This is a genomic window from Komagataeibacter nataicola (genome assembly GCF_003207795.1).
GTDB classification, from domain to species: domain Bacteria; phylum Pseudomonadota; class Alphaproteobacteria; order Acetobacterales; family Acetobacteraceae; genus Komagataeibacter; species Komagataeibacter nataicola.
Genome location: NZ_NIRT01000024.1, coordinates 1 through 14,510 on the forward strand (window position 1 = coordinate 1; position 14,510 = coordinate 14,510).

At 65.7% G+C, this 14,510-nt stretch carries 12 protein-coding genes; 10 read left to right on the forward strand and 2 right to left on the reverse strand.

Annotated elements, in window-relative coordinates; genetic code table 11:
• Window positions 1-337: 337 nt before the first annotated feature.
• From truB to CDI09_RS12295, 4 genes are all read left to right on the forward strand, one after another.
• Window positions 338-1,258 carry a tRNA pseudouridine(55) synthase TruB gene (truB, locus tag CDI09_RS12280; RefSeq protein WP_078525721.1) on the forward strand — a complete coding sequence of 307 codons (921 nt, stop codon included), beginning with the start codon at window positions 338-340 and terminating at the stop codon, window positions 1,256-1,258.
• 24 nt (window positions 1,259-1,282) lie between these two features.
• Window positions 1,283-1,552 carry a 30S ribosomal protein S15 gene (gene rpsO, locus CDI09_RS12285; protein WP_061274462.1) on the forward strand — a complete coding sequence of 90 codons (270 nt, stop codon included), beginning with the start codon at window positions 1,283-1,285 and terminating at the stop codon, window positions 1,550-1,552.
• Between the two features lie 304 nt (window positions 1,553-1,856).
• Window positions 1,857-3,995 (forward strand): polyribonucleotide nucleotidyltransferase, encoded by a 2,139-nt coding sequence (gene pnp, locus CDI09_RS12290; protein ID WP_078525722.1) that lies wholly within the window; start codon window positions 1,857-1,859, stop codon window positions 3,993-3,995.
• A 90-nt stretch (window positions 3,996-4,085) separates the two neighbouring features.
• A complete protein-coding gene (locus tag CDI09_RS12295) occupies window positions 4,086-5,504 on the forward strand; it encodes an NAD(P)H-dependent flavin oxidoreductase (protein WP_078527905.1) in 1,419 nt (472 codons plus the stop codon).
• A 107-nt stretch (window positions 5,505-5,611) separates the two neighbouring features.
• Here CDI09_RS12295 and rdgB read toward each other — a convergent pair whose 3' ends face one another.
• Entirely contained in the window at window positions 5,612-6,226 is a 615-nt protein-coding gene (gene rdgB, locus CDI09_RS12300; RefSeq protein WP_110571342.1) for an RdgB/HAM1 family non-canonical purine NTP pyrophosphatase, read from the reverse strand.
• The gene (rph, locus tag CDI09_RS12305; protein WP_078525724.1) at window positions 6,223-6,951 is read right to left on the reverse strand and encodes a ribonuclease PH; all 729 of its coding nucleotides are present in this window, start codon (window positions 6,949-6,951) and stop codon (window positions 6,223-6,225) included. The genes rdgB and rph overlap by 4 nt, the downstream gene beginning before the upstream one ends.
• A gap of 127 nt (window positions 6,952-7,078) precedes the next feature.
• Here rph and hrcA point away from each other — a divergent pair, with 127 nt between their 5' ends.
• The 6 genes from hrcA (at window position 7,079) to CDI09_RS12335 (ending at window position 14,451) form a co-directional block, all read left to right on the forward strand.
• The gene (gene hrcA, locus CDI09_RS12310; RefSeq protein ID WP_078525725.1) at window positions 7,079-8,158 is read left to right on the forward strand and encodes a heat-inducible transcriptional repressor HrcA; all 1,080 of its coding nucleotides are present in this window, start codon (window positions 7,079-7,081) and stop codon (window positions 8,156-8,158) included.
• Window positions 8,159-8,270: 112 nt separating this feature from the next.
• A complete protein-coding gene (locus CDI09_RS12315; protein ID WP_078525726.1) occupies window positions 8,271-9,158 on the forward strand; it encodes an aldo/keto reductase in 888 nt (295 codons plus the stop codon).
• 99 nt (window positions 9,159-9,257) lie between these two features.
• The gene (locus CDI09_RS12320; RefSeq protein ID WP_078525727.1) at window positions 9,258-11,822 is read left to right on the forward strand and encodes a penicillin-binding protein 1A; all 2,565 of its coding nucleotides are present in this window, start codon (window positions 9,258-9,260) and stop codon (window positions 11,820-11,822) included.
• A gap of 68 nt (window positions 11,823-11,890) precedes the next feature.
• A protein-coding gene (gene prfB, locus CDI09_RS12325) for a peptide chain release factor 2 (RefSeq protein WP_110571343.1) occupies window positions 11,891-13,022 on the forward strand; the annotation gives its coding sequence in 2 pieces (ribosomal slippage) (window positions 11,891-11,959 and window positions 11,961-13,022; 1,131 coding nt in all).
• Between the two features lie 223 nt (window positions 13,023-13,245).
• Window positions 13,246-13,575 carry a hypothetical protein gene (locus CDI09_RS12330; protein ID WP_236944443.1) on the forward strand — a complete coding sequence of 110 codons (330 nt, stop codon included), beginning with the start codon at window positions 13,246-13,248 and terminating at the stop codon, window positions 13,573-13,575.
• Between the two features lie 108 nt (window positions 13,576-13,683).
• The gene (locus CDI09_RS12335) at window positions 13,684-14,451 is read left to right on the forward strand and encodes a MotA/TolQ/ExbB proton channel family protein (protein WP_061274394.1); all 768 of its coding nucleotides are present in this window, start codon (window positions 13,684-13,686) and stop codon (window positions 14,449-14,451) included.
• Window positions 14,452-14,510 lie beyond the last annotated feature (59 nt).

Sequence of the window (14,510 nt, forward strand, 5' to 3'; positions counted from 1 at the left end):
CTCGCATACAACTGCAAAAGAATGGCACGGCTTCAGGCAGCATAAGCCGGGTCAGCCTCGGCGTTATCAGCCGCAAAATGCCCAACCCGACAGGCTGCTAGACGCGGAATGAAAAATACTGTGGCACACGGTTATCCATGCATCCGTTTTGCTGCAAGATGGCACTCCATGCCCCGCTGGCCAAGCAGGCTGGGGGGATGGCAGGCATGTGCCCGCCTTTCCTTTTAACATGTGTGGCGCAGGCGGCCAGCCCCCGTGGCGGAATGGGGCATTGAAGTGCATGCGTGCCTCGTCTAAACGCACGGCACTCCCCAATTCCATGCAAAGGTGCCGTGCAATGCGACGCAGACGTGGCCGCCCGCTTGACGGCTGGCTGATCATCGACAAGCCCCTGGGCATGACCTCCACGCAGGTGGTGGGCCGCGCGCGCTACCTGTTCGATGCCGCCAAGGCGGGCCATGGCGGCACGCTCGACCCGCTGGCCACCGGCCTGCTGCCCATCGCCTTTGGCAAGGCCACCAAGACGGTGCCCTACATCATGGATGGCACCAAGCGCTACCACTTCACCCTGCGCATCGGCGAGGCGCGCGATAGCGATGACGCCGAGGGTGCGGTCACCGCCACATCGGACGTGCGGCCTGATAACGCCGCGTTCGAGGCCGCGCTTGCCGCCTTCCGCGGCGAGATCATGCAGGTGCCGCCGGTGTTTTCCGCGCTCAAGGTGGGCGGCCAGCGCTCGTATGACATGGCGCGCGCGGGCAACGCGCCCGAACTCGCGCCAAGGCCCGCGCGCATCGACCGTTTCGAGCTGATTGCCCGCCCCGATGCCGATACGGCGGTGTTCGAGGTGGAATCGGGCAAGGGAGTGTACATGCGCGCGCTGGCGCGTGACATTGCGCTGGCTTGCGGCACGGTGGGGCATGTGGCGGCGCTGCGGCGGCTGAACGTGGGGCCATTTGATGAATCCCATGCGATTCCGCTGGACAAAATTGTCGCAAGCGCCGACAACGCGCCTGCTCCACCGGATCTGCTTCTTCCGGTCGCGACCGCGCTGGCCGACATCCCGGCGCTGGCCCTGACCCGTGAGGAAGCGGATGCCCTGTCATTTGGCCAGGTGATCGACCTGGACCAGCTGGCAGGCCGGATGCCCGCGCACACCGACCCCCGCAGCGGGGTCGTGCGTGCGATGGATGGGGCGCGCGTGGTCGGGCTGTGCCGCCCCGAGGGGGGCATGCTGCGATCAGTGCGCATGCTGTGAACCGAATGATCAATGGAGAGAATGATGTCGATTACTGCCGAACGCCGCACGGCGCTTATTGGTGAATACCGCAACGCCGCGACCGATACCGGCTCGCCGGAAGTGCAGGTTGCCCTGCTGACCGAGCGGATCGTGAACCTGACCGACCACCTCAAGACCCACGCGAAGGATTTCCATTCCCGCCGTGGCCTGCTGATGCTGGTTGGCCGCCGCCGCCGCCTGCTTGACTATGTCAAGCGCAAGGACGTGGCCCGTTACGAAACGCTGATCAAGCGCCTCGGCCTGCGTCGCTGATTTGCGACCGCGCGGGAGGATGGGCATAATGCCCGCCTCCCGCGTGGCCCATGCGGGCATGGCGCATGCACAGGCATGGCCATGCCCCGCCGGGCCGCATTTTTTCAGGCGCCCCTGACGGGCGCCGCCAACACGCTGCCGACGCCACGGCGGAGATGTCCGGACCGGATCGCAGCGTTTCAGGCCACATGGTGTTCTGGCGGTATGTGCCGCCATCGCTCCATGCCGTCCGAGGCGCTGCCATCATACGTTCCAATGTCCGGCCCGCCTGCATTGCGGCAGTCAACGGACAGGGTTTGTCTGGATGTTCAATTATTTTCGCAAGGAAATGGAATGGGGCGGTCGCCCGCTGGTGCTGGAAACGGGCAAGGTCGCCCGCCAGGCCGATGGCGCGGTGGTCGTAACCTATGGCGACACGGTGGTGCTGTGCACGGCCGTTGGCGCCAAAAGCGTCAAGCCGGGGCAGGACTTCTTCCCGCTTACGGTCAACTATCAGGAAAAAGCCTACGCGGCTGGCAAGATCCCCGGTGGCTTCTTCAAGCGTGAAGGCCGCCCGAGCGAGGCCGAAGTGCTGAACTCGCGCCTGATCGACCGCCCGCTGCGCCCGCTCTTCCCCGAGAACTTCCGCAATGAAGTTCAGGTCGTGGCCACCGTGCTCAGCCACGACATGGAAAACGATCCCGCCGTCGTGGCGCTGATCGGCTGTTCGGCGGCGCTAACGCTGTCGGGCATTCCGTTCTTTGGCCCGGTGGGTGCGGCTCGCGTCGGCTATTCCAACGGCGAATACGTGCTGAACCCGACCATCTCGCAGCTCAAGGAAAGTGCCCTTGACCTCGTGGTGGCCGGCACCGCCGAAGGCGTGCTGATGGTCGAGTCCGAGGCGGTCGAGCTGTCCGAGGACGTGATGCTCGGCGCCGTGACGTTTGGCCACGAAGCCTTCCAGCCGGTGATCGACCTGATCATCGACCTCGCCGAAGACGCCGCCAAGGCCCCGTGGGACCTGGCCGAGCCGACGGCAGAGGAAATCAAGCTGCGCAAGAAGGTGGACAAGGCCGGTCGCGCCCTGATCGCCGAGGCCTACAAGGAGCGCGCCAAGCAGGTGCGCTACAAGAAGGTCGCCGCCGCCCGTGAGGCGATTCTCGCCAAGATCGGCGAGGCCGAGGCCGACGCCGCCAAGCCGATGATCAAGGACCTCGAAGCCGACGTGGTGCGCACCGAGGTGCTCGACACTGGCTACCGCATCGATGGCCGCGACCTCGAGACGATCCGCCCGATTGTGTCCGAAGTCGGCATCCTGCCGCGCGCGCATGGTTCCGCCCTGTTCACCCGTGGCGAGACGCAGGCACTCGTTGTCGCGACCCTCGGCACCGGCCAGGACGAGCAGATCGTGGACGCGCTGGAAGGCGAGTACCGCAACAACTTCATGCTGCACTACAACTTCCCCCCGTTCTCGGTGGGTGAGTGCGGGCGCATGGGCTCGCCGGGCCGCCGCGAAATCGGCCATGGCAAGCTGGCATGGCGCGCCATCCACCCGCTGCTGCCGGGCAAGGACACTTTCCCGTACACCATGCGCGTGGTGTCCGAGATCACGGAAAGCAACGGTTCGTCCTCGATGGCGACGGTGTGCGGCACGTCGCTGGCGCTGATGGATGCGGGCGTGCCGCTCAAGCGCCCGGTGGCCGGTATCGCCATGGGCCTGATCAAGGAAGACGAGGACTTCGCCGTCCTGTCCGACATCCTTGGCGATGAAGACCACCTTGGCGACATGGACTTCAAGGTGGCGGGCACCGAGCAGGGCGTGACCGCGCTGCAGATGGACATCAAGATCACGTCCATCACCCCCGAGATCATGAAGATCGCGCTGGGTCAGGCCCGCAATGGTCGCATGCACATCCTGGGCGAGATGGCCAAGGCGCTGACCGAAGGCCGCACGGATGTCTCCTCCTCCGCGCCGAAGATCACCACGATCTCCGTGCCGAAGGAAAAGATCCGCGATGTGATCGGGCAGGGCGGTAAAGTCATTCGTGAGATCGTTGAATATTCGGGTGCGAAGATCGATATCAACGATGACGGCACGATCATGATCGCCGCATCCTCCGACGATCAGGCCGAGAAGGCCATCGAGCGGATCCGTGGCATCGTGGCTGAACCCGAAGTGGGCCACATCTACAACGGCAAGGTGGTCAAGACCGCCGATTTCGGGGCGTTCGTCAACTTCCTCGGCCCGCGTGATGGTCTGGTGCACATCTCCGAGCTGGCACAGGGCCGCGTCTCCAAGACGACGGACGTGGTCAAGCAGGGCGACGAAGTGAAGGTGAAGGTTCTGGGCTTTGATGACCGCGGCAAGGTGAAGCTGTCCATGCGCGTGGTTGATCAGGAGACCGGTGCCGACATTACCGAGACCGTGGGCGCCAAGCCCGGCCGTGCTCCCGCCGCACGCTAAGCGCGCGGTTCCGGCCTACAGACAGCCCGGCCACCCGTGCGCCTGCATGGCGCCCGCGTGGCCGGGTAGACACATGACGATGGAATGGTGATGAAGCCGATCAATGCGATCCGTATGGGCGGGACGGATATTCTGCCCCTGGTCGAGGGGGGGAAGGGCGTCTCGATCTCCACCGGCATTTCTGCCGGGCACTGGGCGGCAGCCGGGGGGGCGGGCACGGTCTCGATCGTGAACGCCGATTCCTACGATGCGGACGGCAACATCGTGCCGCAGATCTATCACGGCAAGACCCGGCGCGAACGCCATGAGGAACTGGTTGACTACGCCATTCGCGGCGGCATCGCCCAGGCCCGCATCGCGCATGAGATCGCCGGTGGCAAGGGTCGCATCCATGCCAATATCCTGTGGGAAATGGGCGGTGCGGAACGGGTCATCAATGGTGTGCTCGAAGGCGCGCCGGGCCTGATCCAGGGCCTGACTTGTGGCGCGGGCATGCCGTACCGCCTGTCGGACATCGCGGCGAAATTCGGCATCCATTACTATCCCATCGTGTCATCCGCCCGTGCGTTCAACGCCCTGTGGCGGCGGTCGTATCACAAGACCGCCGAACTGCTGGGCGCGGTGGTGTATGAAGACCCCTGGCGGGCAGGCGGCCATAATGGCCTGTCCAACACCGAGAACCCGCTGGCACCGGAAGATCCGTTCCCCCGCGTGCTGGCGCTGCGCAAGCAGATGCGGGCCTTCGGGCTGGACGAGACCCCCATCATCATGGCCGGTGGCGTGTGGTGGCTGGAGGAATGGCAGGACTGGATTGACAACCCCGAACTCGGGCCGATCGTGTTCCAGTTTGGCACCCGCCCGCTGCTGACGCAGGAAAGCCCGATTCCACAGGCATGGAAAGACCGCCTGCTGACGCTGAAGAAGGGGGATGTGTTCCTCAACCGCTTCTCGCCTACGGGTTTTTATTCCTCTGCCGTCAACAACAGCTTCCTGCGTGAACTGCGCGGGCGCTCGGAGCGGCAGATCCCGTTCTCGCCCGAGGCCGTGGGCGAGCACACCACTGCGCTGGCCATTGGCGCGCGCGGGCGGCAGGTTTTTGTCACCCCTGCCGATGGGCAGCGCGCCCATCTGTGGATGGAAGAAGGCCACACCGAGGCCATGCGCACGCCGGACAACACGCTGGTGTTCGTCTCACCCGAGCGCGCGCGTGAAATCCTGACCGATCAGGGGGCCTGCATGGGCTGCCTGTCTGAGTGCCGCTTTTCCAACTGGTCGCAGAAGCCGCCTGCCTATTCCAACGGGCACAAGGCGGACCCGCGCTCCTACTGCATCCAGAAAACCCTTCAGGATGCGGCCCACGCCCACGGGCCGGACCAGGCCGAGGTGATCGACCACAACCTCATGTTCGGTGGCACCAATGCGTGGCGGTTCGCGACCGACCCGTTCTATGCCAACGGTTTCGTGCCCACGGTGGCGCAACTGCTCGAGCGGATCATGACCGGGCGCTGAGCTTGGGCGGATCACGCAAAAAAGGCCGGTACCCGTAAGGGGCCGGCCTTTTTTCATGCAGAAGTTTCTGGTGAAGCTTTTTTCAAAAAGGCGGCACCCCAAAACCTTTAAACTTCTGTTTTTGGCAGGCACGCCTCGCTGAACAGCGCAAAGGCCAGGCCCCGGTGGCTGATGGCGTTCTTTTCCGCATCCGTCATGTCCGCAAAGCTGCGCGTGCCGGTGCCGGGGGCAAAAAGCGGGTCGTAGCCGTGGCCGTTGGCGCCATGCGGCGGCCAGATGACGTGGCCATCAATCCGGCCCTCGAAGGTTTCGGTGCGACCATCGGGCCAGGCCAGGCACAGCACCGAAATGAACCACGCGCTGCGGTCGGGGTTGTCGCCCATCTGCTCATGGATGCGGCGCATGGCGTCGGGGTAGTCCTTGCCGGGGCCAGCCCAGCGGGCCGAGAAGATGCCCGGCGCGCCATCCAGCGCCGCAACACAGAAGCCCGAATCATCGGCCAGCGCGGGCAGGTTAGCGGCCTTGGCCGCTTCTAGGGCCTTGATGGCGGCATTGCCCGCGAAGCTGTCCGCCGTCTCGTCAGGCTCGGGCAGCGACAGGTCGCCCGCGGAAATGACGCGGATGCCGTAGCCGCCCAGCAGGGCGGCGAATTCGGCAATCTTGCCCCTGTTATGCGTGGCAAGCACCAGCGTGTCGCCACGGTTGAGGTGGGGGATGGTCATGATGCAAGCGCCTCGTTCACGGTTACGGTCTGGATATGGAACAGCTCGGCGGTGCCGGTGCGGGCCAGGCGCATGAGCGTGTTGAACTGTGCCTCGGTAAAGGGGTCTTTTTCCGCCGTGCCCTGAATTTCCACAATGCCGCCATCAGCAGTCAGCACGAAATTGGCGTCGGCGCTGGCATTGCTGTCCTCGGCGTAGTCAAGGTCGAGCACGGCGCCTGCCTCGGTCAGCCCGCAGGATATGGCCGCAACCTGCCCCTTGAGCGGAACAGCAGGCAGCACGCCGTCACGTACCAGCTTTTCCAGCGCCAGGCGCAGCGCGATCCACGCGCCGGTAATGGCCGCACACCGCGTGCCGCCATCGGCGTTCAGCACATCGCAATCCACCGTGATCGAGATCTCGCCCAGAGCCTTGAGGTCCACCACCGCGCGCAGCGCGCGGGCGATCAGGCGCTGGATTTCCTGCGTGCGGCCGCTCTGCTTGCCGCGGGCCGCCTCGCGCGGGCCACGGTTATGGGTGGCGCGTGGCAGCATGCCGTATTCCGCCGTGACCCAGCCCTGCCCCTTGCCGCGCAGGAAGGAGGGCACGCGTGGCTCCACGCTCGCCGCGCACAGCACCTCGGTGCCGCCCATGCGGATCAGGGCGGAGCCTTCCGCATGGCGGGCAAAGCCGGTCTGGATAAAGACAGGACGCAGCGCGTCGGGGGCGCGGCCGGATGGGCGCATGGGGCAACTCCGCAAGGTGAGGGGGCGGCATAGCGCGCAATCCACCTCTATTTCCAGTCCCGCGTGGGCAGGGACGGGTGGGATCTGTTATAATGGGTGCTGGCGGATGACGATGTGCAAAGGAGGCATGGCGATGGAAACCCGATCACCGGTATCGCAGCCGGCCCTGCTGTCCGGGCTTGATGCGCGTTCCGCCGCGATCCTGCGCGAGATCGTGGAACAGTATGTGGAAACGGGCGAGCCGATGGGCTCGCGCACCCTGTCGCAGCGCCTGCCGCTTTCGCTCTCGCCGGCCACGATTCGCAACGTCATGGCCGACCTGACCGATGCGGGGCTGCTGTTCTCGCCCCATGCCTCGGCGGGCCGCCTGCCAACCGAAAAGGGCGTGCGGCTGTTTGTCGATGGCCTGCTACAGTTCGGCAGCCTGAGCGAGGAGGAGCGCGAGAGTATTGCGGGCACGCTCGATGTGAAGGGCCGCTCGCTTGAGGACATGCTGGCGCAGGCATCGTCCATGCTCTCGGGCCTGTCCTCGGCGGCGGGGCTGGTCATGGCGCCCAAGAGCGATGCAGGCACCATCAAGCATATCGAATTCGTGGCCCTTGGGCCGGGGCGCGCGCTGGTCATTCTGGTCAGCGCGGACGGGCAGGTGGAAAACCGCGTGATCGAGACACCGCCCGGCCTGCCGCCCTCGGCGCTGGTCGAGGCGGGCAACTATCTCAACGCCCACCTGTCGGGCCAGACGCTCGACCGCCTGCGCGAGACGGTCAGCACCGACATGACCGCCAACCGCAACGAACTCGACCACCTGACGGCAGGGGTTGTGGCCAGTGGCCTTGCCACATGGAGCGATGCCGAGGAGCGCGGCGGCACGCTGTTCATCCGCGGGCAGGGTCGCCTGCTGGCCGATGTGACCGAGATCGAGCGGCTGACCACCATCCAGATGCTGTTCGAACGGCTGGAAACACAGGAGACCATGCTGCGCCTGCTCGACCTTGCGCGTGAATCCGAGGGGGTGCGCATCTTCATCGGGGCGGAAAGCGGGCTGTTCGGCATGGCGGGCATGTCGGTCGTGGTGGCGCCCGCGCGCACCGACAGCAACCGCATCGTGGGCGCGATTGGCGTGATCGGGCCGACCCGCATCAATTATGGCCGTATCATCCCGGTCGTGGATTACACCGCGCGCGTGATCGGCCGCCTGCTGGGCTGAACTGCCGCATCGGCATGCAACCCCGCCCCCCACGCACCCTTATGGTGGGCAGGCACCAACCGCACGCCCGCCACACAGGCGCGGGCGTGCCCATCGAGCAGGGAGTAAAGCCATGTTCACGCCTGATGCCCGCCAGTCCGGGTCATTCATGATCGGGGGCGATATCGAGGTTACAAGGCTCGGCTTCGGAGCCATGCGCATTACGGGTCCGGGCATATGGGGTGAGCCGGCCGACCGGGCGAAGGCACTCGCCACGCTGAAGCGCCTGCCTGAACTCGGCATCAATTTTATCGATACCGCCGATGCCTATGGCCCCGAGGTGAGCGAGAACCTGATCCGCGAGGCGCTGCACCCCTATGAGGGCATGCTCATCGCCACCAAGGGCGGCCATACGCGCCACGGGCCGGATATCTGGAAGCCGGTCGGCAACCCCGATTACCTGCGCCAGTGCGTGCTGATGAGCCTGCGCAGGCTTGGCGTCGAGCGCATCGACCTGTGGCAGCTGCACCGCGTGGGGGCCGACTGCACGCCCGAGCGCCAGTTCGAGGCCATTGCCGCCATGCGCGCGCAGGGGCTGATCCGCCATGTTGGCCTTTCTGAGGTGACGGTGGAGATGATCGAGCGCGCACGGCTGTATTTCCCGGTCTCGACGGTCCAGAACCGCTTCAACCTCGTCAACCGCTTTTCGGAGGACGTGCTCGATTACTGCACGCGTGAGAATATCGGTTTCATTCCATGGGCGCCGCTTGCCGCGGGCGGGCTGACCAGGGGCGATACCGTGCTCACGCGCCTTGCGGGCGAGAAGGGCGTGCAGCCCGGCCAGATCGCGCTGGCGTGGCTGCTGCGCCGCGCGCCGGTCATGCTGCCCATTCCCGGCACGTCCAGCCCCGAGCACGTGGCCGATAATGCGGCGGCTGCCGCGATCGAGCTGAGCGATGAGGAATTCCGCCAGCTTGATAATGATGGCCGGGCCGAATGGGCCAGCCGCAACGCAGGCTGAACGGGCACGGGCGGATCGGGGGCGACGGCAGCGCGGGACAATGCTAGACAGGGGCCTCACGACACAGAACAGCCCCTTTCTCTCCTTATTGGACACCGGATGACGCTTGCTGACGGATCAGGCCGCGATGGCCGGATGGATGGACCCTCCCGCCCTGGTGGGGGTGGCCCGCGCCGCCCGCGCTACCGCATGGTGCGCTGGCTGGCGGGCACCACGCTGGCGGTGCTGCTGCTTGGCGGCGGCGGTGCGGGCATTGTGGGCTGGTGCGAATATGAGCGCCTGAGCGAGGGCCTGCCCACCGTCGATGGCCTGCGCACCTACCAGCCCCCCGTCATGAGCCGCCTGTATTCCGGTGATGACCAGGTGATGGCCGAGCTTGCCGCCGAGCGGCGCATCTTCGTGCCCTACAGCGCCATACCCGAGCGCGTGCGCAGCGCCTTCCTTGCCGCCGAGGACCAGAAATTCTTCAGCCATGGCGGCGTGGACCCGCTGGCCATCCTGCGTGCTGGCGTGACCGACATGATGATGCACGGCACCAAGCACCGCCCCATCGGGGCCTCGACCATTACGCAGCAGGTCGCGCGCATCATGCTGCTGGGGTCGAATGCGGTGTCGATCGACCGCAAGATCAAGGAGGCGCTCCTGGCAATGCGCCTCGAGCAGACGCTGAGCAAGGAGCAGATCCTCGAGATCTACCTCAACGAGATCTATCTGGGCGAGGGCGCGTACGGCATTGGCGCCGCCGCCCAGACCTATTTCAACAAGCCGCTCGACCAGCTTGACAATGCCGAGGCCGCCTTCCTTGGCGCGCTGCCCAAATCGCCCACCAACTACAACCCGCACCGCTACGTGCAGGCGGCGACCAACCGCCGCAACTGGGTGCTCGACCGCATGGCCGACCTCAGGGTGATTACGCCAGAGGAAGCGCGCGCCGCCCAGCTTGAGCCCCTCGTGCCCGCCAACTTCACCCGTCCCGGCCCCGTGCCCGGCTCGGAATGGTTTGCCGAGGAAGTGCGCCGCGAACTGATCGAGCGCTACGGCATCGGCACCACCATGGAGGGCGGGCTTTCGGTCCATACCTCGCTGGATTCGCACCTGCAGCAGGTGGCCACCGGCGCATTGCGCGAGGGACTGCTGCGCTATGATCGTGCCCATGGCGGCTGGCGGGGCGCGTTCGCGCATGTTGACGAGGCAGACGTGGCGGGCGACTGGGCCAATGCGCTGGTGCATGTTAGCGCACCCGCCGCCATGCTGGAGCAGTGGCGGATGGCGGTGGTGCTGTCCGCCACCACGGGTCGGGTGGGCTGGCTTGAGGGGCGCGATCCCGTCATGCCCCATACCGGCACGGTGCTGGCGCGTGACATGGCGTGGATGCGTACCGGCAAGGGCATGAAGACCGGCGACGTGGTGCTGGTCGAGCCCCAGGCCGATGGCAGCGGCGTTGCCATCCGCCAGGTGCCGCGCGTGGAAGGTGCCCTGGCCACCATCGATGTGCGCACCGGACGCGTGCTGGCGATGGTGGGGGGCTGGTCGTTCCGCGAATCGCAGTTCAACCGCGCCATTCAGGCCGCGCGCCAGCCGGGGTCCTCGTTCAAGCCGTTTGTCTATCTGGCGGCGATGGAGCAGGGGATTTCGCCTTCGCAGAAATTCGATGATTCCCCGGTCAGCTACGGCGAGTGGCACCCCAACAACTACGAGAAGGATTTCTGGGGCCCCACCACCCTGCATGACGCGCTGCGCGAATCGCGCAATCTCGTCACCATCCGCCTTGCCGCCCAGATCGGCATGAAGCCGGTGGCCGGGCTCGCACAGAGCCTTGGCCTCGTGCATTCCATGCCGCTGGTGCTGCCCGCGGCCCTCGGCGCGGTCGAGACCACCGTGATGAAGGAGGCTGGCGCCTACGCCACCATTGCCAACGGCGGCAGGCTGGTCACGCCCACCCTGATTGATGACATCAAGGACCGCAACGGCAACGTGGTGTGGCGGCCCGAAGGCGTGACGTTGCAGCCCGGCAGCACGCCGCAGGAGGGCCCGCAGGTGGCCGATACCCGCCCGCAGGTCGTCTCCGCCACCAGTGCGGCCCAGATCGTGGCCATGATGCAGGATGTGGTGCGCCGGGGCACGGGCGTGCGCGCGGGCGCGGGCATCGACCGGCCCATCGCGGGCAAGACCGGCACCAGCCAGGACTTCAATGATGCGTGGTTCGCGGGTTTCTCGCCCGATCTGGTCACGGTGGTGTGGATCGGGTTCGACACGCCGCAGTCGCTGGGCAAGAACGAGACCGGCGGCGTGATCGCAGGCCCCATCTGGAACCAGGTGATGAAGGCGGCCCTCGCCACGCGTCCGCGCCTTGACTTCCGCGTGCCCGATGGCGTGCAGCTTGCACGCTACGATACCGGCATGGGAGTCGCAATCGATGCGTTCAAGCCCGGCCAGGTGCCCGGTGAGAGCGTGGATCTGGGCGCAGGCTCGGGCATGGCGCTGACGGCGGCGGATACGGGGGCCGAGAACATGCCCGATTCCGAGAATGACATGGCTACGATGGCCGCGAGCCCCACCACCATGCCTGATGGCACGACATCGGCAGGCCACCCCTCAGCGCCTGCGGCGGCCCCCGCCACGCAGCCTTCCGGGGGTGACATTGGCATGGGCGGGCTGTATTGACGCCCTTTATGGCCGGGCCTGAGCGTATATGGGCCCGCACTGTTGACCGTTGACCAAGGAGCAAGCCCATGTCTGCCGAGACAGAGGCCCTGAACGACCAGATCAAGCAGTCGGTGGCGCTGCTGAGGAGGCATCTTTGACTGGGATGTCGCAATCGACCGCCTCGCGGAACTGAACAACCGGGCCGAAGATCCCGACCTGTGGAACGATTCGGACGCAGCGCAGAAGCTCATGCGCGAGCGCACCATGCTGGCCAACCAGATCGAGGGCGTGCAGCGGCTTGAAGCCGATGTGAACGATACGATCGAACTCGTTGAACTGGCCGAGATGGAAGGCGACGAGTCCGTGGTGGCCGAGGCGCTTGGCACGCTGCGCGCCCTGGCCGAGGAAGCCAAGCGCCGCGAGACCGAGAGCCTGCTTTCGGGCGAGGCCGACAGCAATGACTGCTACCTCGAGGTCAATGCGGGCGCGGGCGGCACCGAGGCGCAGGACTGGGCCGAGATGCTGCTGCGCATGTACACCCGCTGGGCCGAGCAGCATGGCTACAAGGTGACCATGATGGAAAGCTCGGAGGGCGAGCAGGCCGGGATCAAGTCCGCCACCATCCAGGTGACCGGTCCCAACGCCTATGGCTGGCTCAAGACCGAAGCGGGCGTGCACCGGCTGGTCCGCATCTCGCCGTTTGATGCGGCGGCACGGCGGCAGACCTCGTTTGCTTCCGTGTGGGTCTATCCGGTGGTGGATGACTCGATCGAGATCGAGATCAACGAGGCTGACCTGCGTGTCGATACCTTCCGTGCCTCGGGTGCTGGCGGCCAGCACGTCAACAAGACGGAATCGGCCATCCGCATCACGCACATCCCCACCGGAATCGTGGTGGCGTGCCAGACCGACCGCTCGCAGCACCGCAACCGCGCCACCGCCATGACCATGCTCAAGGCGCGGATGTACGAGCAGGAACTCCAGAAGCGCGAGGCCGCCGCCGCCCAGACCGAGGCCAGCAAGACCGATATCGGCTGGGGGCACCAGATCCGCTCCTACGTTCTGGCCCCTTACCAGCTGGTGAAGGACCTGCGCACCAATGTCGAGAAAACCAACCCGGATGCGATTCTGGATGGTGACATCGATGACTTCATGGCCGCCGCCCTTGCCGCCCGCGTGGGGGCCACCCGCTCGGAAGCAAGTGCCCAGGCGCAGTAACGCCGCAACCAGGGCGTGCATGCAGGCAACCCCGTGGCTCAGGCCACGGGGTTTTTTCATGCCGTGGGCGTTGGGGCATTGTTCTGCCAAGGGAAAATTGTTTCGAACCTGTGTCATATGATGCTTGACACAGCGCCCCCGAGCACGCCCAATTCCGCTTCGGGCAATTTGAACGGCAGGCGCCCGCGCGGGTTGCTGCGCAGGGGGGCTGGACAGGAGCGGCATGTGGTCTGACGAAGTCATGGGAGAGGATTATGCCGCCAAGCAGCGGCGGCGCACGCCGTACCTGCGCGTGGCGGGGGTGATCGTGCTGGTCCATGTCGTTGTCGTGTCGGCGTTGGCCTACGGGCTGCGCCCCAAGGCCAGGCCCATGTTTCCCGAGCCATATCGCCCCCTGCCGCCGCTGGCGATCCGCATCATTCCCGAGCCACCGCCGCCGGTTCCCCCCGCGCCGCCACCCGTGCGTCCGGTCATGGTCGTGCCGGTGGTTCCGGTCATTCCCGCCCCGGTCATCGGGCGTGATAACAGGGTCCGTCAGCCGGAATTGTTCTGAAAACGATACAGGTGGATTGATTTTCAGCGTCCGGACTGGTCAGATAACAGTCATGAAATGTGTTGCGGGCCAGAAGCATGGCCCTATTCGTCAGAGGATTTGAGGTAAATGACCCGACAGCATCGTAAACCAGTCATGGCGGCCGCGCTGCTGACCGCCTTTTCAGCACTGGCCTACGCCACGCCCGCCGCCGCCGCCGATAATCCCTACGGGCTGGGTGCGCTGTGGTCGAATGGTGACTTCATCGCCCGCACCGTGCTCATCATCATGGTCGTGATGTCTGTCGGGACATGGTACATCATGATTACCAAATTCCTCGAGCAGGCCCGCATGATGAAGGCGGCGAAGGAAGTGAAGGCCAAGTTCTGGCCCGCGCACGACATCAAGGAGGGTGCTGCCCTGCTCGATACCGCATCGCCCTTCCGCTACATCGCCGATACCGGCATTACCGCCGCCGAGCACCATGAAGGCACGATGCAGGAAACGATCGACCTGTATTCCTGGACCACCATGTCCATCCAGCGCTCGGTCGATTTCATCCAGAACCGCCTGCAGGGTGGCCTTGCCTTCCTCGGCACGGTGGGCTCGACTTCGCCGTTCGTGGGGCTGTTCGGCACGGTGTGGGGCATCTATCACGCGCTGACGGCCATCGGCATCGCAGGCCAGGCCTCGATCGACAAGGTGGCGGGCCCGGTGGGTGAATCGCTGATCATGACCGCCATCGGCCTGGGCACCGCCGTGCCTGCGGTGCTGGGCTACAACATGCTGGTCCGCCGCAACAAGGGCGCGCTTGACGAGGTGCGCAACTTCGCCGCCGACGTACAGTCCATCCTGATCGGCGGCTACCGCCATGAAACGCACGACCCGGCGGAATAAACCCGCCATCCGCACGTAACCTGATTTCAACGTCACGGCGCGGCGGCTCGATGGAGCCG